Origin of the sequence: Nocardiopsis alba (genome assembly GCF_000710955.1) — a bacterium.
Lineage (GTDB): Bacteria > Actinomycetota > Actinomycetes > Streptosporangiales > Streptosporangiaceae > Nocardiopsis > Nocardiopsis alba.
Window position 1 is genome coordinate 238,932 of record NZ_BAZE01000005.1, and the last position, 20,676, is coordinate 259,607.

18 protein-coding genes are annotated in these 20,676 nt (G+C 71.3%); 5 read left to right on the top strand and 13 right to left on the bottom strand.

Annotated features, from left to right (window positions below):
- Nucleotides 1-4: 4 nt before the first annotated feature.
- The 8 genes from TR33_RS11670 to TR33_RS11705 all read right to left on the bottom strand — a co-directional run bounded on the left by TR33_RS11670 (nt 5) and on the right by TR33_RS11705 (nt 8,069).
- A complete protein-coding gene (locus tag TR33_RS11670; RefSeq protein ID WP_042283102.1) occupies nt 5-1,387 on the bottom strand; it encodes a dipeptidase in 1,383 nt (460 codons plus the stop codon).
- A gap of 106 nt (nt 1,388-1,493) precedes the next feature.
- On the bottom strand, nt 1,494-2,525 hold the full coding sequence (locus tag TR33_RS11675) for a 2-aminoethylphosphonate ABC transporter substrate-binding protein (protein WP_042283103.1): 1,032 nt from the start codon (nt 2,523-2,525) through the stop codon (nt 1,494-1,496).
- A gap of 19 nt (nt 2,526-2,544) precedes the next feature.
- A complete protein-coding gene (locus TR33_RS11680) occupies nt 2,545-3,342 on the bottom strand; it encodes an ABC transporter permease (RefSeq protein ID WP_014911322.1) in 798 nt (265 codons plus the stop codon).
- Entirely contained in the window at nt 3,329-4,261 is a 933-nt protein-coding gene (locus TR33_RS11685; protein ID WP_017533477.1) for a 2-aminoethylphosphonate ABC transporter permease subunit, read from the bottom strand. Before TR33_RS11685 ends, TR33_RS11680 begins: the two co-directional genes overlap by 14 nt.
- Complete coding sequence (locus TR33_RS11690) at nt 4,258-5,313, bottom strand: ABC transporter ATP-binding protein (RefSeq protein WP_017533476.1); 1,056 nt, start codon at nt 5,311-5,313, stop codon at nt 4,258-4,260. The genes TR33_RS11685 and TR33_RS11690 overlap by 4 nt, the downstream gene beginning before the upstream one ends.
- Before the next feature lie 3 nt (nt 5,314-5,316).
- The gene (locus TR33_RS11695) at nt 5,317-6,027 is read right to left on the bottom strand and encodes a phosphonatase-like hydrolase (RefSeq protein WP_042283234.1); all 711 of its coding nucleotides are present in this window, start codon (nt 6,025-6,027) and stop codon (nt 5,317-5,319) included.
- A 2-nt stretch (nt 6,028-6,029) separates the two neighbouring features.
- A complete protein-coding gene (locus tag TR33_RS11700; protein WP_036567759.1) occupies nt 6,030-7,145 on the bottom strand; it encodes a TIGR03364 family FAD-dependent oxidoreductase in 1,116 nt (371 codons plus the stop codon).
- 135 nt (nt 7,146-7,280) lie between these two features.
- A complete protein-coding gene (locus TR33_RS11705; RefSeq protein ID WP_026124805.1) occupies nt 7,281-8,069 on the bottom strand; it encodes a GntR family transcriptional regulator in 789 nt (262 codons plus the stop codon).
- Between the two features lie 155 nt (nt 8,070-8,224).
- Between TR33_RS11705 and TR33_RS11710 the strand changes: the two genes are divergently transcribed.
- Together TR33_RS11710 and TR33_RS11715 are read left to right on the top strand one after the other, a co-directional pair.
- Nucleotides 8,225-8,707 (top strand): SRPBCC family protein, encoded by a 483-nt coding sequence (locus TR33_RS11710; protein WP_042283105.1) that lies wholly within the window; start codon nt 8,225-8,227, stop codon nt 8,705-8,707.
- 109 nt (nt 8,708-8,816) lie between these two features.
- Nucleotides 8,817-9,365 (top strand): EF-hand domain-containing protein, encoded by a 549-nt coding sequence (locus TR33_RS11715; RefSeq protein ID WP_017533471.1) that lies wholly within the window; start codon nt 8,817-8,819, stop codon nt 9,363-9,365.
- A gap of 38 nt (nt 9,366-9,403) precedes the next feature.
- Here TR33_RS11715 and TR33_RS11720 read toward each other — a convergent pair whose 3' ends face one another.
- From TR33_RS11720 to moeZ, 5 genes are all read right to left on the bottom strand, one after another.
- Complete coding sequence (locus TR33_RS11720; protein WP_017533470.1) at nt 9,404-12,835, bottom strand: ATP-dependent helicase; 3,432 nt, start codon at nt 12,833-12,835, stop codon at nt 9,404-9,406.
- The gene (locus TR33_RS11725; RefSeq protein ID WP_026124804.1) at nt 12,828-15,977 is read right to left on the bottom strand and encodes an ATP-dependent helicase; all 3,150 of its coding nucleotides are present in this window, start codon (nt 15,975-15,977) and stop codon (nt 12,828-12,830) included. The genes TR33_RS11720 and TR33_RS11725 overlap by 8 nt, the downstream gene beginning before the upstream one ends.
- Nucleotides 15,978-16,063: 86 nt before the next feature.
- Nucleotides 16,064-16,381 carry an MGMT family protein gene (locus tag TR33_RS11730; RefSeq protein ID WP_042283109.1) on the bottom strand — a complete coding sequence of 106 codons (318 nt, stop codon included), beginning with the start codon at nt 16,379-16,381 and terminating at the stop codon, nt 16,064-16,066.
- Between the two features lie 116 nt (nt 16,382-16,497).
- A complete protein-coding gene (locus TR33_RS11735; RefSeq protein ID WP_017533468.1) occupies nt 16,498-16,896 on the bottom strand; it encodes an SPW repeat domain-containing protein in 399 nt (132 codons plus the stop codon).
- 147 nt (nt 16,897-17,043) lie between these two features.
- Nucleotides 17,044-18,207, bottom strand: a complete 1,164-nt coding sequence (moeZ, locus tag TR33_RS11740; RefSeq protein WP_014909009.1) for an adenylyltransferase/sulfurtransferase MoeZ — start codon at nt 18,205-18,207, stop codon at nt 17,044-17,046.
- Nucleotides 18,208-18,482: 275 nt separating this feature from the next.
- On the opposite strand from moeZ, the gene TR33_RS11745 reads away from it, so the two are divergent.
- From TR33_RS11745 to TR33_RS11755, 3 genes are all read left to right on the top strand, one after another.
- A complete protein-coding gene (locus TR33_RS11745) occupies nt 18,483-18,716 on the top strand; it encodes an Rv3202a family protein (RefSeq protein ID WP_014911341.1) in 234 nt (77 codons plus the stop codon).
- Between the two features lie 212 nt (nt 18,717-18,928).
- The gene (locus tag TR33_RS11750) at nt 18,929-19,570 is read left to right on the top strand and encodes a TetR/AcrR family transcriptional regulator (RefSeq protein WP_026124803.1); all 642 of its coding nucleotides are present in this window, start codon (nt 18,929-18,931) and stop codon (nt 19,568-19,570) included.
- Between the two features lie 298 nt (nt 19,571-19,868).
- Nucleotides 19,869-20,672: a mechanosensitive ion channel family protein gene (locus TR33_RS11755; protein ID WP_017533467.1), complete on the top strand. Its 804-nt coding sequence runs from the start codon at nt 19,869-19,871 to the stop codon at nt 20,670-20,672.
- Nucleotides 20,673-20,676 lie beyond the last annotated feature (4 nt).

The following is a 20,676-nucleotide window of genomic DNA, read 5'->3' on the forward strand; positions in this document are numbered from 1 at the left end:
CCGGTCAGGTGTCCCGGGCCGTGCCCAGTTCCTCCCAGAGGTGGGCGACGCTCTCGGCGCCCTTCAGCAGCAGCGGCATCTCGACCTTCTCGTTGGGCGCGTGGATGCGGTCCTCGTTGAGGCCCACCGCCACGAACACCAGGGGCGCGTCGAGGATGTCGGCGATGTCGGCCTCGGGGCCGCTGCCGCCCTCGCGGGTGAACAGGATCTCCTTGCCGAACGCCCGTCCCATGGCGGAGCGGGCCGCCTTGAGCGCGGTGGAGGACAGGTCGGAGGCGCAGGCGCGCACGCCCGGGCCGCCGAACTCCAGCTCGGCGCGGATCCCCTCGGGGAGGGCGGCCTCCACGTACTCGCGGACACGGGCCTGGATCTCCAGCGGCTCCTGGCCGGGGACCAGTCGGAAGCTGATCTTGGCGTGCGCGGAACGGGGGACGATGGTCTTGCCGCCGGCCCCGGTGTGGCCGCCCCACATGCCGTTGATCTCGGCGGTGGGGCGCAGCCAGACCCGCTCCAGGGTGCTGTAGCCCTTCTCTCCCCACGCGGCGGTGGAGCCAGCGGTGGCCAGCCACTCCCGCTCGTCGAAGGGCAGGCGGGAGATGAGCTCGCGCTCCTCGGCGCCGGCCTCGACGACACCGTCGTAGAAGCCGGGGATCGCGATCCGCCGGTCGGCGTCGTGCATCCCGGAGAGCAGGTCGCTCATGATCTTGAGCGGGTTGGGAACCGCGCCGCCGAAGGAACCGCTGTGCAGGTCCCTCTCGGGGCCGTACAGGGCGATCTCGACGTCGGTGACGCCGCGCATGCCCACGCACATGGACGGGGTGTCGGCCGCCCACATCGTGGTGTCGGAGATGACCGCGACGTCGCAGGCCAGACGCTCACGGTTGGCCTTCATGAGCTCGGCGAAGTGCACCGAGCCGGACTCCTCCTCGCCCTCGATCAGCATCTTGATCGTGACCGGAGGGGCGTCGGCGCCGGAGACGGCCAGGGCGGCGCTCACTCCCAATGCGTGGAAGAGGACCTGTCCCTTGTCGTCGGAGGCGCCGCGCGCGTAGAGGGAGGTGCCCTTCTCCGTGGGGGTGAAGGGGTCGGTCTCCCACTCCTCGACCGGGTCGACCGGCTGGACGTCGTGGTGGCCGTAGACGAGCACGGTGGGCGCGGACGGGTCGGCGGCGGGCCACTCGGCGAACACGGCGGGCAGTCCGGGCGTCTCCCAGATCTCGACCGTGGGGAAACCGGTTCCGGTCAGGTGGTCGGCGAGCCACCGGGCCGAACGACGCACGTCCTCATGGCGCTCGGGGTCGGCGGAGATCGAAGGGATCGCCAGCCACTCGCGCAGCGCGGTGAAGAATTCGCCCTTGTGGTCCTCGATATAGGCGCGTGCGTCCATCTGCCCTCACTCTTCTCGACATTCTCGTCCGCATCGACCTTAGGACCTGGACGAACCGGACGGTGACGCCCCTCCGTCGAGAAGGGGCGTCGAACGTCGATCCGGGTCAGCCGTCGGTGGCCTCGCGCCAGGCGTCGAGGTACTCGGACAGGTTGGCCTCGATGTCCTTCCAGTCGGGCTCGAAGATCTCGACGCCCTCCATGAGTTCGGCCAGGGCCTCGGCGTCCTCCCCGGTGGGCTCCACGTCGACGCGGGCCGGGAAACCGCCCGCGGCGGAGGAGACCTGCTCCTGGGACCCCTCGGAGAGCAGGAAGTCGATGAGGGCCCGTCCGTTCTCGTCGTTGGGCGCCCCGGTGAGCAGGCCCGCCGTGTAGGGCAGGGCGAAGGTCGTGGGGGCGCCGCCCTCCTCGGCGGGGAACCAGATCCCGAGGTCGGGCATGGAACGGGCCTGGGCGTAGTTCATCTGGACGTCCCCGTTGGCGACGAGCAGCTCGCCCTTGTCGACCTTGGGCCCCAGGGCACCGGTGGAGGAGGAGGGGCCGACGTTGTTCTCCTGGAGCTCGCCGAGGTAGTCCATGGCGGGGTCGAGGCCGCCGAACCGGTGCATGGCCTGGATGAGGACCGCGGTGCCGTCTCCGGCGACACCGGGCGTGGAGTACTGGAGCCGCCCTTCGAAGCGCGGGTCGAGCAGGTCCTCCCAGGTCGCCGGTGGCTCGTCCAGCTCCTCGGTGTTGTAGATGAAGGCGAAGTAGTTGTCGACCACCGTGGTCCACTTGCCGTCGGGGTCGCGGGTCTCCACCTGGTCGGCGCCCTCGGGTTCGTACTCCTGGAGGAGGCCGAGTCCGTCGGCCTGCTGGATGAAGGGCGGCAGGGTCACGATCACGTCGGCCTGGGGGTTGGCGCTCTCCCGATCGGCGCGTTGGACCATCTCTCCGGACCCCCCTTCCACGTAACGGACCTCGATACCGGTCTCGGCCTCGAACTCCTCGAAGACCAGGTCGAACCAGCCGGTGCCGGCCTCGTCTCGCAGGCCGTCGGCGGAGTAGACGGTGACGACGTCGGTGTCGGCGGTGGCCCCGCAGCCGGTCATGGCGAGGGCCGCGGTCAGGGCGATGGGGGCGAGGGCGCGGACGCGCATGGTGTGTCCTCCGGGTGGGTCAGCGATGGCCGGCGCGAGTGCGCACCAGGGAGAGGGCGAACATGACGAGCAGGGTCGTGGCCATGAGGACCACGGCGAAGGCGGAACCGGTGAAGAGCGCGCCGCGGTCGGTGGCGGCGAAGATCCGGACCGGCAGCGGGGTCCAGTCGGGCGGGTAGAGCATCATCGTGGCGCTGAGCTCCCCCATGGACAGGGCGAAGCAGAGTCCGGCGGCGGCGCCGAGCGAGGGCAGCAGCAGGGGCAGGCGGACCAGGAACAGGGTGCGGGCCGGGCGCGCGCCCAGGGAGGCCGCGACCTGGCCGTACACCGGGTCGAGGCGGGTCAGGGCCGCCGACACCGACTGGTAGGCGAAGGCGGTGACCAGGACGGTGTGGGCGAGGAAGACGATCGTGTGGGTGCCGTTGAGCAGGACCGGCGGTCGGCTGAAGGCCACCAGCAGCGCCAGCCCCACCACGACGGTGGGCACCGCGACCGGGAGCATGAACAGGGCGTCCATGATCCGGCGGCCCCTGGGCCCCATCGATGCGGCGGAGAGCGCCGCCCAGGTACCGATGACCAGGGCGCAGACACTGGCGACCAGAGCGGTGACCACGCTGACGCGCAGGGCCTCCAGGGTCTGGGGGCCGAACGCCACCGCGTAGTTGTCGAGGGTGGGCCCCGAGGGCAGGGCGCCGCTCCATCCGGTGCTGAACGAGGCCGCCACGATGACGCCCAGCGGCAGCGCGAACAACGGCAGGAACAGGAGCGCGAAGAGCGCCTGGATCGCCCTGCGGGTGAGCCGGTCATGGACGAGCACGACGACCTCCGTCGGTGGGGGCTCCCAGTCGTGAGGTGAGGGAGCGGTAGAGCAGGTAGAGGCCGATGGAGAGCGTCGCGTTGATGGTGGCGACCACGCAGGCGGTGGTGTAGTCGGCCTCCAGGATCGCCGAACTGTAGACGAGCATGGGCAGGGTGACGACGTCCTTGGCCCCGGTGAAGAGGACGATCGCGAACTCGTTGAGGCACAGCACCAGGACCAGGGCCCCACCGGCGACGAGGGCGGGGAGGGCCTCGGGAAGGATCACCGAGCGCACGACGCGGGCGGGGCGCGCGCCCAGGGAGGAGGCGGCCTCCAGTTGGGCGGTGTCGATCTGCGCGAAGGCCGCCAGGAGCGGGCGCAGCACGAACGGGGTGAAGAAGGTGACCTCGGCCAGGATCACGCCCCACGGGGTGGACAGGAAGGTGAAGGGGCCCGAGTCGGCCCCGGTCAGATCGGTCCACATCCCGTTGGCCATGCCGACGGTGCCGTAGACGAACAGCAGCGCCAGGGTGATGAGGAAGGACGGGAACGACAGGTAGGTGTCGATGAACCGACCGGCCGACCCGCTGCCCGGGAAGGGCACGAACGCGATGATCAGGGCCAGGACGAGTCCGAGGACCAGACATCCGACGGTGGAGCCGACCGCGATCAGGACCGTGGTGGTCAGCGCGGTGCGGAACCTCGTCGAGGACAGGACGTCGACGTAGGGCCTCGTGGAGAACCCTCCGTCCGGCCCGGTGAACGACTCGGAGATCACCGAGCCCAGCGGATACAGCACCGCCAGGGCCAACAGGACCACGGGCGGGATCGCCCAGACCCAGGCCGGTACGGTGATCCCCGATCGGACCGGGGCGGGTTCGGACGGAGACCCGGTCGCGGCGGTGGAGGCGGTCCGGGGCGGGGCGAGGGCGCTCACGGTTCCTCACCCACCGGGATCAGGACCGCGTCATCGCGGTCGAAGCCGAGCTCGACGGCGCCGCCGGGCCCGGGAGGTGTCCGGTGCCCGGCCAGTTCGACGGTGACGGACCGGCCGTCGACGTCGACGGTGAGGTGGTGCACCGAGCCGCGCCAGCTCAGATCGGTGACCGTGCCCCGAAGGGTGTGTTCGGCCGGTCCCAGGACGATCCGGTGCGGACGCAGGCACACCTGGAGTCCGGCCCCGTCGGCGGTGCCCGCGGGCAGGTCCTCCGGGGAGACCGGCAGTTCCAGACCGCAGACGCGCACCCGGTCCCCCTCCAGCCGGGCCGGCAGCAGGTTCGCGCTGCCGACGAACCCGGCGGTGAAGGCGGTGCGCGGACGGTCGTAGAGCGCGCGGGGCGTGTCGTACTCGCGGAGCCGGGCCCGGTCCAGGACCGCGACCCGGTCGGCGAGGGTGAGGGCCTCGCCCTGGTCGTGGGTGACGTGCAGGACCGTGAGGTCGGGCAGCTCCCGGTGCAGACGGGCGAGTTCGTCGGTCATCTCGGCCCGCAGCCGGGCGTCCAGGGCGGAGAGGGGTTCGTCCAACAGCAGGACCTTGGGGCGGATGGCCAGGGCCCGGGAGATGGCGACCCGCTGTTGTTGACCGCCCGAGAGCTCGCGCGGGTAGCGGCGGGCGTAGGAGCCCATCCCGGTCATCTCCAGCGCCTCGGTCACCCTGGACGCCACCTCGTTCCGAGGGACCCCCTGCGCGCGCAGACCGAAGGCCACGTTCCGTTCCACCCTCATGTGGGGGAAGAGCGCGTAGCTCTGGACCACCATGCCGACGCCCCGGTCGTAGGGAGGCAGGTCGGTGACGTCCCTGCCTCCCAGGTGCACCCGCCCCGAGTCGGGGCGCACGAAGCCGGCGACGGTGCGCAGCGCCGTGGTCTTACCGGATCCGGAGGGACCGAGCAGGGCGGTGAACTCTCCGGGTTCGACGGTCAGGTCCAGGGAGTCGAGGACGGTGGTGCCGCCGTAGGAGACGCTCACCCCGTCGAGACGGATCCCCACCGGTCAGCCCTCCCGAGCCGCGAGCAGATCGGGCAGTTCGGCCACGGAGTCGAGCACGTGCCCGGCCCCGGCCAGGCGCAGGGTGGCGGTGTCGTGCGCCCCGGTCCGGACCCCGGCGACCACGGAGGCCCCGGCGTTGCGGCCGGCGCGCATGTCCGAGTCGGTGTCCCCGGCCACGGCGACGGCGGCCATGGAGGAGACCCGGGAGCGCAGGGCCGCGGTGAGGATCATGTCGGGGTGGGGGCGGCCGCGCCCGTCGACGTCGGAGGGGCACAGGGCGAGGTCGACGAGGTCGTTCCAGCCCAGGGCGGCGAGGATCCGGTCCTGGGTGTCCCTGGCGAAGCCGGTGGTCAGGGCGATCCCGCGGCCCTGGTCCCGGAGCCGGCGGAGGGCGTCCTCGGCTCCGGGCAGAGGCGCGCAGTGGCCCTCGTCGACCAGGCGGGCGTAGGCGGCCTCGAAGGCGGCGTTGGCCGCGTGGGCCCGCTCCTCGTCTCCGCCGGTGAGGTGGCGGAAGACGGTGATCTTGGACTCGCCCATGGTGGCGCGTACGTAGGCGAGCTGTTCGTCGGTGGCGTCGGGCAGCGCGGCTCCGAAGGCGCGTTCGACCAGGCCGTCGTCGGCGACGGTGGTCCCGGCCATGTCCAGGACCACCAGTTCGATCCGGGAGGGTCGAGGGTCGAGGAGCGCTCCGGTGCGGGTTCCGTGGTCGTTCATGGTCACCATCCCAGTTCGTCGGCGGTGGTCTCGGCGATGGCGGGGGAACAGGTCATGCCGCGTCCGCCGGGGCCGGTGACCAGCCAGGCGGAGTCGGCGACGGGGGCGCGGTGCACCACCGCGTCGGGGTCGAGGCACTGGGCGTAGACGCCGGCCCAGCGTCGGCGGATCGGGGGCAGGGGACGACCGAGGAGCCGTTCGACCACCCCGGTGAGGTGTTCGTAGGGGTCCTCGACGGTGTCGAAGGAGAAGGGGTGTTCGTACTCGTGGGTGTCGCCGATGGTCAGGGAGCCGTCGGCGCGCTGGACCATCAACAGCTGCATGGCGTGGTCCCGGGCGGTGGGCGGCTGGGGCTGCTCGGCTCCGAGGGCGTCCAGCGCCGGTCCCCGGTAGGCCGGGTAGTAGCGGAAGCTGTCGGCGTCCGCGACCGAGGTGGTGAGGGTCTCGCCCAAGGGCGCGGTCTGCATCATCTGGAGGCGGACCCGGCGCACGGGCGGATCGGGGACGAGTTCGCGGACCAGCCCGCCCAGCCAGGCACCGGTGCAGAGCACGACCTGGTCGCCGTGGTGAAGGTCGCCGTGGTCGTCGCGGACGGTGCCGGGCGCCGGGAGGTCGCGGACCTCGCGTCCGGTCAGCAGGGTGTAGCGGTCGCTGCGGGCGAGCTCGGCCTGGAGTACGGCCTGGGCCACGCGGGGCTCGACCTGGGCGTCGCGTCGGCACCACAGGGCGCCGAGGAGGTCGCCGCGCAGGGCGGGGTTGACCTCGCGAACGCGGTCCGGCGCCAGAAGGCTCAGTTCGCGCAGATGCGCGTCGGGGCCCTCGACCGCGGCCTCGGCCACGGCGAGCTCGTGTTCGGTGGTCAGCGCGGTGAGCGACCCGGAGGGGCGGAAGCCCAGACCGGGAAGCCGTTCGCCGATCTCCTCCCACAGCTCGCGGGCGCGCAGCGCGGTCTGGAGTTCGGGGCCGGAGGAACGGCCGCTGACCCAGACCAGACCGAAGTTGCGGACCGAGGCGCCTCGCGCGGCGGCCTCCCGTTCGATGTGGACGACCTCGTGCCCTCGGGAGAGGGCCTGCCAGGCGTGCATGGTGCCGAGAACGCCGGCACCGACGATGATCACTCGCATGCCCCGAGGTTCTCGGGCGCGGGTGGAGCGCTCGATGACCGCCGGGGACATCCGGGTGAACCGCCTTCGAACTCTGGACCAGACACGTTATCTTTCCGTTATCGAACGGTCCGGGTCGTGTCCCCGAGATCAGCCGGAGGTTCCGTCGGCACCGGTCAGACGGGTGGTGAAGCTGAACCGGTCGCCCCGGTAGAGGGAGCGCACCCGTTCCAGGGGACGGCCCCGGGCGTCCCGGGAGAGTCGGTGGATGAGCAGCATCGGCAGGGCCGGAGGCGTGCCGATGAGCAGCGCCTCGCGCGGGGTCGCCAGGACCGTCTCCAACCGCTCGTCGGCGTCGGCGAACGCCGTGCCCACCCGTTCGTCCAGGTAGGCGTAGAAGCTGGAGTCGGGGTCGAAGTCGACGTCCAGCCGGGGTACGCGTTCCACCGCGATGTAGGTGGACTCCAGACCGACCCGCTCGTCGTCGGCCCACAGCACCCGCTCCATGTGCCAGATCGGCTCCCCCTCGACCAGGCCCAGTTCCTCGGCCAAGGGTCCCGGGCAGGGCCAGCTGCGCAGGTCGACCAGGGTCCTCCCCGGGTCGAGGCCCTGCCTGCGCACGCCTTCGGTGTAGCTGGCCAGGGACAGGGGCTGTTCGAGTTTGGGTCCGGCGACGACGGTGCCGCGTCCTCGACGGCGCAACCGTCCCTCCAGGAGCAGGTCGCGCAGCGCCTGTCGTACCGTCTCCCGCGCCGCGCCGAAGCGCTCGGTCATCTCCCGTTCGGTGGGCAGCGCCTCCCCCTCGCCCAACCCGTCCACCAGCTCGGTGAGGAGTATGCGCACCGCGTAGTACTTGGGCACGCGACCGTGTTCGGGCACCCCGGCACGTACCGGGGCCCCGCCGTCCTGAGGGATACCTGTCACCGACATGCGGGGCATTCTCCCCCAGCCCGGTGAACGTCCGGGTGAACGGAGAGGGACCGACCGGCCGCCCCGGCCGCGTTCTCGCCCCGACCTTGGTGCGTTCGAGGGATTCGAGAAAGGTCGCTCGGGAAACTCCGGCCTCAGGAACATCGACGTGAGGAGACGAACACATGGCCATCACCGGTGTCGAAAGGAACGACGAGAACCTCACCTTGACGGTGGTCGCGGACTATCCGGCCCCCGTCGAGGAGGTCTGGCGGCTGTGGGCCGACCCGCGTCGTCTGGAGCGCTGGTGGGGCCCGCCGACCTACCCCGCGACCGTGGAGGAGCACGACCTGAGCCCGGGCGGCTCCGTCACCTATCTGATGACCGGCCCCGGAGGGGACCGACATCGCGGCTGGTGGAGGGTGGTCTCGGTAACGGAACCGACCTCCCTGGAGTTCGTCGACGGGTTCGCGGACGAGGACGGGACCCCGTCCGAGAACCTGACCAACACCACCCACGTGGAGCTCCTCGAACACGACGGCGGCACCCGGATGGTGCTCCGTTCGACCTTCGTCTCCCGCGAGGACATGCGCAGGCTCATGGAGATGGGCATGGAGGAGGGACTGCGGGAGGCCATCGGCCAGATCGACGCGCTTCTCATCGAGTGAGAGGCGATCCTCCCGTTCGGGCCCCGAGGGAACCTTTCCGGTGGTAGGAGACTCAGAGGGACCGGGGGCGGGACAGGCCCGTCCCCCAAGGAGTCCGGGAGGAAACCCCATGGCCATCACCCCCTCTGAGGCGATCGACGCCAGGTTCGGTCACCTGTTCGACGTTCTCGACACCGACGACGACAAGGTCGCCACCTGGGACGACTACCGCCGGCTCGTGGAACGCTACATCTCCGGCTACAGGCTGGATCCGGAGGAGCGCAAGGCCCGGGCCCTCGACTCCTCCTACCAGGCGCTCTGGCAGGAGCTGCTGCGACGTTCGGACGAGACGGGGGTTCGTCTGGAGCGCGAGCGGTTCGTGGCGGCCATGCGCGCGGTGTCGGAGGACCGCAGCCGGCACAACGCGGTCGAAGGCGTGGCCGAGGCCGTCTTCGACCTGCTGGACGAGGACGGGGACGACCGGATCTCCCTGGAGGAGTTCCTGACCTACGCGGACGTCCTCGGCGCTCGTGAGGAGGACGCGCGGAACCGGTTCGCGCACGTGGACACCGACGGCGACGAGCACATCAGCCGGGAGGAGTTCGTGCTCTCGGCCCGTCAGTACCTCTTCGGCGAGGACATCGAATCCCCGGGCGGTTTCGTGTTCGGCGTGGTCTGAGACCTCGGGGCGGCGGGGAGTGGTCTCCCCGCCGCCGCTCACTCCGGTTCGGGCAGGGCGGTGAAGAGGGCCGCCAGCCCCTCCGCGTCGAGCAGGTCGACGGGACGGACGGTCTCGTCGGCCCGGACGTAGTGGAAGGCCGCGCGGACCTCCTCCGGCCGCACCCCGACCAGGTCGGCCCAGGCCAGCCGGTAGGCGGCCAACTGCACCCCCACCGCGTGGCGTTCGGCCCGGTTGCCCGGTGGGCGTCCCGTCTTCCAGTCGACCACGTCGTAGGTGCCGGTCTCCGGGTCGTGGAAGACCGCGTCCATGCGCCCTCGGACGAGACGGTCGCCGATGACCGTCTCGAAGGGCACCTCCACCTCCAGCGGCACACGCGAACCCCACTCGCTCGCTTCGAACATGCGCTGGAGTTCGGCCAGGTCCTCGTCCTCGCCGGCGGTCTCGTCGGCGGCTCCGGGAAGCTCGTCGAGCAGGGTGGCGTTCTGCCCGAAACGCCCCTCCAACCAGGTGTGGAAGGCCGTCCCCCGCCGGGTGTGCGGGGCGGGCGGTCGCGGGAGCGGTCGCCGGATCTGTCGGGCCAGCGCCGAGGGGTCGCGGGCCAGCCAGACCATCGAGGAGACCGACAGGTGGTCGGGCAGTTCCACCTGGACGGGCCCCTCCCCCGGCCCCGAGGCGGCGCGGTCGCGGTGGGCGAGCAGCAGTTCGGTGTCGCGCTCCCAGCCCCTGAGCCTGCGACGCAGCACCTCGGGGGCGTTCTCGGGAAGGACCCGATCTCCCTCCCTGATCCTCCGACGCGCGCGTTCGACCAGTTCGGCGCCGACCAGGACCCTGGCACGACGCTCCTCGGCGGGGTTCCGAGCCCCTGAGGCGGGGGCGACCTCGACGGTCGACCCCTCCGCCTCGACCGGGGGCTCCGGCGGCCACACGGCCGTGGTCTCCTCGTCGGCGTGCGGGTTGGTCTCCTCCGGATCGGGCGGGGGCGCCCAGGTCACCACCGGTCCGGCGCCCCGCTCACAGGCCTCGCGGATCTCCTCCAGGAACACCGAGGGGCCGCGCGGCGTACTGCCGGTGCGCCCCCACCAGTGGCCGGTGCACACCAGGGCGTAGGAGGCCCGGGTGACCGCGACGTAGGCGAGCCGCCGCTCCTCCATCAGGTGGCGGGCCTCCTCGGCCTCCTTGAATCCGGCGATGTCGTCCTTCTCCACCCCTCGCAGGACGGGCAGGCTCGCCCGGTCCCCGCGCAACGGGTAGGGCAGCATGTGGTCGGCCTTGAGCCAGGCCAGGGGGTCGCGCGCCTTGGCGGGGAACAGCGGGGAACGCCGGCCACCGCTGACGCCGGGGACGAACACGACCGGCCACTCCAGGCCCTTGGCCCCGTGCATGGTCATGAGCTTGACGCTGTCGGAGCCGCCGACGCGTTCGCCGGGGCTGAGCGCGCTCTCGTTCTCCTCCGCGGCGTTGAGGTAGCCGAGGAAACCGCCGAGGGTGGGGTCCTCCGAGTTGCCGACGAAGCGGACCGCGTGGTCGACGAAGGCGTCCAGGTCGGCGCGGGCCGACAGCGGATCCCGGTTGGTGCGGGAGCCCACCTCGATGTCCAGGCCGAGCGTGCGCTCGACCTCGGTGATCAGGTCGGGCAGGGGCTGGCCGACGAGCCTGCGCAGAGAGCGCAGCTCCTCGGCCAGGCGGCCCAGTCTCTCGTAGGCGACCTCGGAGTAGTTCTCGGCCGGCCCCGGGTCGTCGACGGCGTCGACGAGGCTGCCGCTCTCGGCGGTCAGGTCCAGCACGGTACGACGCAGCAGGTCGTCGGTGTCCTCACCGCCGTCCTCTGAGGCGGCTCCGGTCAGGTCCCTGCGGGTGTGCCGGGCCAGTTCGGTCGCGCGGGCGCCCAGGGCCGCCAGGTCGCGCGGGCCCATCCGCCATCGGGGCCCGGTGAGCAGACGCGCCAGTTCGTTGCCGGCCGAGGCGTCGTGGACCACCCGCAGGGTCGCGATGATGTCGCGGACCTCGGGCACCATCATGAGGCCGCCCAGACCGACGACCTCCACGGGGATGTCCCTCGCCTCCAGGGCCTCCCGCAGGGGCGGGAACTGTGAGCGTTTACGGCACAGGACGGCGATGTCGCCCGGACCGATCGCGCCGTCGGAGGCGCCACCGAGCTCTCCGTCGGGCCAGACCCGCCCGTCCGGTGCGAAGACCGGGCCGCCGGGATCGTCGGCCGTGGCCCTGACCAGCCGGTGGACCTGGTCGGCGATCCACTCGGCCTCCTCCGTCTCGGTGGAGAACAGGGCGGCCATGGCGGTACCCCGATCACGTCGGGCGGGGCCCGGGTGCAGGACCGGAACGTCCACGGCCTCGGCCCTCAGCTCCTCGGAGACGCGCTCGGCGACGTCGAGGACGCGGGCGCCGTTGCGGAAACTGACCGACAGACGCCGCACCGGGGCCGGGTTCCCCGGAGAGACCGGGAAGTCGGTGGGGAAGCCGGTGAGGTTGGCGGCGATCGCCCCGCGCCATCCGTAGATGGACTGGCAGGGGTCGCCGACGGCCGTGACCGGATGCCCCTCGCCGAACAGCGCGCGCAACAGTACGAGCTGGGAGTGGCTGGTGTCCTGGTACTCGTCCAAGAGCACCACGCGGTAGCGGCCGCGTTCCAGCAGCCCCACCTCGGGATGGTTGAGGGCGATACGGGCGGCCAGGGCCATCTGGTCGCCGAAGTCCATCGCCTCACGGGCCCGTTTGGCCCGGTCGTACAGGTCGACCAGCGGCAGGAGTTCCTCGCGTCGGCGCTGGGTCGAGACCAGTTCGCGGGTGGGCGCCGTGGGCTTGCGGCGCATGGCGTCCACCTGGGACTGGATCCAGCGCCCCACCCCGCGCACCCGGTCGGTGGTGGTCAGGTGGTCGGAGATCTGCCCGGACAGGTCCAGAACCCTCCGCGTGACGGTGTCGGCGCCGACGTCGACGTGGTCCATGGGACCGTCGTACTCGCCGACGATACGAGCGGCGAGCTGCCAGGCCTGCCCCTCGCTGAGCAGTCGCGAGGTGGGCTCGACCGCCTCGCGCAGGGCGTGATCGGCCACGATCCGCCCCGCGTAGGCGTTGTAGGTGGAGATCGTGGGCTCCCCGTCGAGTTCCTCCTCGGGGAACTGCTCGGTGGAGCGCAGCTGCTCCAGGCGTTTGCGCACGCGTTCGGCCAGCTCGGCCGTGGCCTTGCGGGTGAAGGTCAGACCGAGGACCTGTTCGGGCCGCACCAGACCGTTGGCGACCAGCCAGACCACACGTGAGGCCATGGTCTCGCTCTTGCCGGAGCCGGCGCCGGCGATCACCACACCGGGTTCCAGGGGGGCCGAGATGACCTGGGCCTGCTCGATGGTGGGCTCGGGACGCTTGAGCAGGCGGGCGAGTTCGGCGGGGCTGAAACGGGGGCGGGGGCCGGGGGTCTCGGGGGTGGGGGCGGGGTTGGGTTCAGACATGTCTGCCCTCGTCCTGGACCGGACAACAGGCGCGTACGGCGCACGCGTTGCATCCGATGTTGCGGGTGGCGGCGAAGCGGGAGCCCCCCATGCCGGTGGCGACCTCGTGCACGAGGGTCTTCGCCCAGCCGGGATCGGGGTCCTCGCCCAAGGGGGGCTGGACCTGTTCACGCGCCTTCTTGCTGAACGCGGCGGCACCGACCTGGACCAGCGCGGCACCGCCGGGCTCGAACAGGCCGAGCTTGGCGAAGGCGCCCTGGAGCACGGCCATCTGATAGACGCCGAGCTGGGGGTGGCGGGCCAGGTCGTCGGCCTTGGAACCGCCGGTCTTGATGTCGACGACCACGGCACGGCCTTCGGAGTCGCGTTCGAGACGGTCGACGCGGCCGGTGATCTCGATACCGCCGACGTCCACCTTGAACCCCTCCTCGGTGACGACCAGTTCACGGTCGTTGAGGGCGTCCCAGGTGACGAGCTTCCGGATCATCTCGTCGGCGCGGTCGCGCTGTTTGTCGGACTGCCAGGGGCCGCCGAAGTCGAGGTCGGACCAGATCTCGTCCATGCGCTCGCCGACCTCCTCGGCGTCGCCGCCCTGGGCGACCAGGACCGCGACGGCGTGCACGATGGTGCCCAGGGCCGAGGCGGAGTCCCCGGAGGAGGCCCCGGCGGCGCGTTCGAGCAACCAGCGGAACTGGCAGTTGGTGAAACTCTCCACCTGGGAGGGCGAGACCCGGATGGTGTCCTCCGGGTCGGCGAGGGGACGATCGTCGCTGAACGGGGTGAGGGCGTACCACTCGGAGGGGTCTGCGCCCCGCACCCCCTCCTCCGCCAGTCGGGCCAGGTGGGCGGCGGAGGCCTCGCGCAGAGGGCCCGGCGCGTCGGGGTCGGTGACCACCGAACGCAGGTCGGCGACCAGGGCGGGCAGCGACAGCCAGCGCCGTCCCGTGCCGACCGGCTCCGGGTCGCCCAGTCCCATCTCGTTGAGGAAGCGGGAGGGACGTTCGTCGGACTCCTCCCCTCCCACACAGGTGACGTAGAGGGTGCGCCGGGCGCGTGTGAGCGCCACGTAGAACAGACGGCGCTCCTCGGCGAGGAGTTTGGAGGCCAGGGCGGCGCCGCGCGAGTCGGCGTGGAGCCCCTGGGAGTCGACCAGCTCCTCGACCCCGAGCAGGGAGCCGCGCAACCGCAGGTCGGGCCAGTCGCCCTCCTGGGCTCCGGCCACCACGACCAGACCCCACTCCAGTCCCTTGGAGCGGTGGGCGGTGAGGATGCGCACCGACTCTCCGTCGGGGGCGCGTTCGGCGAGGCTGTCCCCGGGGATCTCCTGCGCGGCCAGATCCTCCAGGAAGCCGTCGGGGGTCCCCGGCGGCAGCCGGTCGCAGTAGCGGGCGGCGCTCTCGAACAGGGCGACGACGGCGTCCAGGTCACGGTCGGCCGCGGCGCCGCGGCGCCCTCCGGCCAGGCTCGCGCGCAGCAGGCGGTCGGCCAGCCCACTGGCGCGCCACAGTTCCCACAGGACCTGTTCGGCGTCGGAGCCGCCGGCGGCGAGCGCGCCGACCGTGCGCAGGGCCTCGGCCACGCGGACGGCCGGGGCGGCGATGACGGGGTCGATCAGGGTGAGCCGGCCGGGGTCGCGCAGGGCGTCCACCAGAAGTCGGGTGGAGGGGCGGTGTTCGGCCTCCTCCGTCTCCCCGTTCTCCCTCGCCTCCCGGACCCGGTCCAGATCCAGCCTGCGCAGGGCGCGGGTCAGCCGGCGCAGACGAACGGTGTCGGCCTCACCGAAGGGGCTCGTCAGGAGTTCGCGGGCCGCGTCGTCGTCCAGTTCCTCCGGACGCAGGCCGTAGCGGATGAGGGCGAGCATGGGGCGGACGATGGGCTCGGCCGCCACGGGCAGGTCGTCGGCGCCCACGGCCACCGGGACCGAGGCCGCGGTGAGCGCTCGGCGCAGCACGGGCAACTGCCGGCTGGAGGAGCGCACCAGGATCGCCATGTCCGACCACGGGACCCCGTCGATCAGGTGGGCGCGGCGCAGGAGGTCGGCGATGACCGCGGCCTCCTGGGTGGGGCTGTCGGCCATCAGCAGACGCACCTCGCCGTCGGGGATCCCCTCGGCGGGTGTCAGGTCGCGGTGGGCGTTGACCCGCCCGCGAGCGGAGGCCACGGCGGGCAGTCGACGGGTGATCGCGCGCGAGGCCGCCAACAGGGCGGCGCCGCTGCGGCGGCAGGTGCGCAACGCCACCACCGGGGCGTTCTCCCGCCGGAGCGTGGGGAAGCGTTCGGGGAACTCCAGGATGTTGTGGACCTCGGCGCCGCGGAAGGCGTAGATGGACTGGTCGGGGTCTCCCACCGCGATCAGATCACGGCCGTCCCCGGCCAGGGCGCGCAGGAGCTCCTCCTGGGCGGGGTCGGTGTCCTGGTACTCGTCGACGAACACCACCTCGTGGGCGGCCCGTTCGCGGTCCTGCACCTCGGGGTCCGAGAGCAGACCGGCCGCGATCCGCACCAGCTCCGCGTAGTCGAGGGTGGGCACGGGGGCGACGTCGAAGCGACCGTTCATCCGGTCCAGGAAACCGGCGGCGGCGACCCAGTCGTCACGATCGCGTTCGGCCCCCATGGCGGCGAGTTCGGCGGGGCCCAGTCCGCGCTCCTGGGCGCGCATCATGAAGTCGCGCAGCTCCTCGGCGAAGCCGCGCGTCTCCAAGGCGGGTTGGAGCCGTTCGGGCCAGTCCCGGGCGCCGTCGGCCAGCTCCCAGGAGAGGAGCTCACGGATCTCCATCAACTGTTCGGGGCCGGAGAGCAGCCGGGGCGGCAGGTCGCCCATCCGCTGGAACTCGCGTCGGATGAGCGCGTAGGCGTAGCTGTGGAAGGTGAGGGCCAGGGGTTCGCGGGTGGTACGACGCAGCCGTCCGGTGATGCGCTCGCGCAGTTCCTGGGCGGCCTTGCGACTGAAGGTGAGCACCAGGATCCGGGAGGGGTCCACCCCACGGTTGTCGATGCGGTCGACGACGGCCTCGACGATGGTGGTGGTCTTGCCGGTCCCCGGCCCGGCGAGGACCAGGAGCGGCCCTCCGGGATGCTCGACCACGAGCCGCTGGTTCTCGTCCAGCACCGGTGGCGGCTGCACCCGGTGGGCACGCCGCACGAGACGGTACGGGGATGTGTTCACCTCACCAGTTCACCAGAGTCGGACGACCATCCCGAACGACCCCGGCCGGGTCGCCTACCTCGTCAGGCCCCGGAACCGCCGTCCCATCGGGCTCGTGTCATATCGACCCGATCGCTCTGAGAACGCATCGGCGTGCCCTCCGCCGCGTAGTGGGAGCGGGCCCGCACCTCGTGTCCGGAGGCCGGCCGACCGTCCGAGCGCACCACGCGCCACCACGGCACTCCTCCGCCCCAGCGGGACATGACCGAACCCACCTGGCGCGGGCCGCCCCGGCCCACGTACTCGGCGATGTCGCCGTAGCTCATCACACGGCCCGGCGGGATGGCCTCCACCACCGCCAGGACCTCCTCGGTGTAATCGTCGGGCACGTCGTCCGTCATGGGGCCGAGCCTAGCCACCCCCGACGACAGGCGTGCCCGGGTTCCCCGCTCCGCCGGAGCCCATGACGAAGGGGCCGCCCTGGAAGGGGACGGCCCCGCTCGCGTCGCGGCGCGGGTCAGGGCGTTCTCGTGGTCACCCCGGCGTCGTGGTGGTTGTTCCAGGCCAACTCCGGGTGTCGCTTGTGGGTCTTGGCCGCCATGACCACACCGAACACGCCCAAGGCGATCAGGAGGCCGCCGCCCACCCACGCGGTGATCGCGGCCGCGAGGATGTGGGTGAAGCCGAGCAGCCACGGCAGGACGAACAGCACCACCCCCGCCGCCAGGACGCCGAGCTCGCTCGCGATCGCGGCGGGGCGGGTCAGCGACAGCACCGCGGCGAAAATGGTCCCCAGCCCCAAGAGGAAGAACATCCCGCCGGAGAACCCGTACATTCCATGCCAGATCCAGCTCAGGCCCACGGCGAAGCCGAGGACGATCGCCGCCCAGTCCGCCCGGCGTCCCTTGTCACGCATCACTCCACCTCCCACGACGAGGGCGCGCGCCGGTCGGCGCGGCCACCCATGTGAGGTTTGTACCCACTTGCGTAGTTTTCAGGGACGCGGGTCCGTGAACGCGTCCGGGCGGCACGGGAGACCCGTACCGCCCGGAGGGAGCGTGACCTAGTAGGAGGGCAGGCTCGGGTCGACCTGGTTGACCCAGGCCAGCACACCGCCGCCGACGTGCACGGCGTCGGCGAAACCGGCCGCCTTCACCGCGGCCAGCGCCTCGGCCGAGCGGACGCCCGACTTGCAGTGCAGGACGACGCGCTTGTCCTGGGGCAGGCGCTCGAAGGCCTTGCCGTTGAGGAACTCGCCCTTGGGGATCAACGTCGCGCCCGGGATGCTGACGATCTCGTACTCGTTCTTCTCGCGCACGTCCACGAGGAAGATCTCGTCGGGCTTGTTGTCCAGGAGGTCCTTGAGCTCCGGCGCGGTGATCGTGGAGTCCGCGGCGGCCTCGGTGGCCTCCTCGGACACGGCGCCGCAGAAGGCCTCGTAGTCGATGAGCTCGGTGACCGGCTCGGTCTCCGGGTCCTTGCGGACCTTGACCTCGCGCCAGGTCATCTCCAGGGCGTCGAAGATGAGCAGACGGCCCACCAGCGGGTCACCGATACCGGTGATCAGCTTGATGGCCTCGTTGACCATCACCGAGCCGATGGAGGCGCACAGGACGCCCAGGACACCGCCCTCGGCGCAGGAGGGGACCATTCCGGGCGGCGGCGGCTCCGGGTAGAGGTCGCGGTACTGGGGCCCGTACTCGTTCCAGAAGACGCTGACCTGACCGTCGAAGCGGTAGATCGAACCCCACACGTAGGGCTTGTTCAGGATGACGCAGGCGTCGTTGACCAGGTACCGGGTGGCGAAGTTGTCGGTGCCGTCCAGGATCAGGTCGTAGTCGGCGAAGATCTCCAACGCGTTGTCCGACTCCAGACGATCCTGGTGCAGGACGACCTCGACGTTGGGGTTCACCTCCTTGATGCTGTCCCGGGCGGACTCGGCCTTGGGCCGGCCGACATCGCTCTGGCCATGGATGACCTGGCGCTGGAGGTTGGACTCGTCGACGACGTCGAAGTCGATGATGCCGAGCGTGCCCACGCCCGCGGCCGCGAGGTAGAGCAGGGCCGGGGATCCCAGGCCACCCGCCCCGACGACCAGCACCTTCGCGTTCTTCAGTCGCTTCTGGCCGTCCATCCCCACGTCCGGGATGATCAGGTGACGCGAGTAACGACGCACCTCGTCCACGGTCAGCTCGGCGGCCGGTTCGACCAGCGGCGGCAGCGACACGGTGACTCCTCATGTCTGTTCGGGTCGCCTCGCATCCACACCCGTACCGAGGGGAGCCCGCGGAGGGCGGGGCGGCGCGCGAAGCGTCTTGCACTCATACCCAACCTAACGGGTGGGGTATTCCATTCCCACCCCGGGGAGGAGTGGTCCACGTCGCTCCACGCGCACGCCCCGTCGAGCGGCCTCCCGGAGGAAGGGGGGCGGGTGTCGAGAGGCACCGAAGGGTGGAGTAACGGTAGTGTCACGGGTACGGAGACGACGTTGGGGAGGACCCCGTGGCATCTTCCGATTCCGACCGGAGAACGGGCGGACGCCGCCCTGAGAACGACGACCCGACCACCGATGTACCCGAGGCCGACGCCGCCGAACAGCGCGCCCCCGCCGGGTCCGACGAACCCGGCGACTGGACCGAGGGCGCGGCCCGCGGCACCTTCGACGAGGCCGACGAGGCCGACGTGATCGAGCAGTCCATCGAGGCGGGCGAGGAGGACGAGGAGGAGCGCCGCTGACCTCCTCATCCGCACCGGCCGACGACATACGCCCCCGCCGCCCCTGAGGACGGCATTCGCCCCGTGCCGCCCACACGGAACCTACGCGGGAGTAAGATGAGGGACGACCTGCGGGCCGGGCCACAGATCACAGGCCGCGTCCGCAAGCACTAGCCACGCAGATGCCCGGTCAACGGCGTGCATCTGCCATGCCGAGTTCGGAGGGTGTGGGTGTGACAGCTCCTTCAGACGCCCGCGCCCGGGGTACCCGCTTGCCCCGGGTCAGGCGCCGTCGCCAGCTCCTGGCCGCGGCTCAGGAGGTCTTCGTCTCCCGCGGATACCACGCGGCGGCGATGGACGAGATCGCCGACCGCGCGGGGGTCAGCAAACCCGTTCTGTACCAGCACTTCCCGGGGAAGTTGGAGCTCTACCTGGCCCTTCTGGAGGAGCACTCCGAGGCCCTGGTCGAGAAGCAGCGCGAGGCGCTGGAGAGCACCGACGACAACCGTCAGCGCGTCACGGCGAGCTTCCAGGCCTACTTCGACTTCGTCGCGGGCGACGGCGAGGCCTTCCGGCTGGTCTTCGAGTCCGACCTGCGCAACCTCCCCGCGGTCAGAGAGAAGAGCGAGCAGACGTTCCGGCGTTGCGCCGAGCTGATCGGCGAGGTGATCCGTCAGGACACCAGCATCTCCGACGACGAGGCCCACCTGCTGAGCATCGCCCTGGTCGGTATGGCCGAGACCAGCGCCAGGTACTGGCTGAACAACGAGGGTTCGATCCCCAAGGACGCCGCCGAGCAGCTGGTCGCCCGGCTGGCCTGGCGCGGCATCAGCGGCTGGGACCTGACCCGCTCGGCCGAGGAGGACGGCTCCTAGCCTCTCCCTCGCGAAGACGACACCCCCGGACGCCCACGCGCCCGGGGGTTCTTCCGTTCCACCCCGAGGAAGAACACGGGTCGCGAATTCTCCCATCTTGAAAAAGGGAATTCACCCAGCTCTCCACCAAATCCCGATAAAGGACATGCAATCACTTCGAGGTATTGCTGACAAACGGTTCGAAACTCCCTCGACGGGTATCGCGAAACTGAGAAGTAACGAGCTTCTCTTCGCCGTATCCGCTCGACTCCGGCCACCGGAATCACGGGCGGGACCAGCGATTCGGGGGTGAAGACGTATGGACATCGGGCAGGGTCTGATGAGCGCCTGGCAGTCGATAGCGGGCTTTGTGCCACTGCTGCTGGGCTTCCTGGTGATCCTCGTTCTGGGCTGGATCATCGCCTGGTTCGTGGGCAAGGGGGTCGCCAAGGGGCTCCACGGCGTCGGGCTGGACCGCGCCCTGCACCGCGGCGGTGTGGGCCACTACTTCGAGCGCAGCCGCTGGACCGCCAGTGAGCTGGGCGGGAAGATCATCTACTACGTCGCGCTGCTGTTCGTGTTGACGCTCGCGTTCAACGTCTTCGGGCCGAACCCGATCAGCACGCTGCTCAACGACGTCATCGCCTGGATCCCGCGGGGCATCGTCGCCCTGGTGATCGTCGTGGTGACGGCCATGATCGCCAAGGCCGTCCGCGACCTGATCGACGGGGCCCTGGGCGGACTCTCCTACGGACGCCTGCTGGCGAACATCGCGGCCGTCGCGATCGTCGCCCTCGGTATCATCGCCGCGCTGAACCAGATGGGCGTGGCCGTGGCCGTGACCCTGCCGGTGCTGATCACGGTGCTGGCGACCATCGGCGGCATCCTCGTCGTCGGTGTCGGCGGCGGTCTGATCAGGCCGATGCAGTCGCGGTGGTCCCGCTGGCTGGACGTGGCCGAGCGCGAGACCAGCCGGCTGAGCGAGGAGAGCAGCTACCGGGCCGGGCGCGAGGCGGCCATGAACCGCCCCGGGGCCAGGGCCGAGGAGGAGACCGCCGAGACCAGGGAGGAGAGCTCCAGCCTTCCCGGGCAGCGCGGGACCGGCGGCGAATCCACCCCGTAGCCGT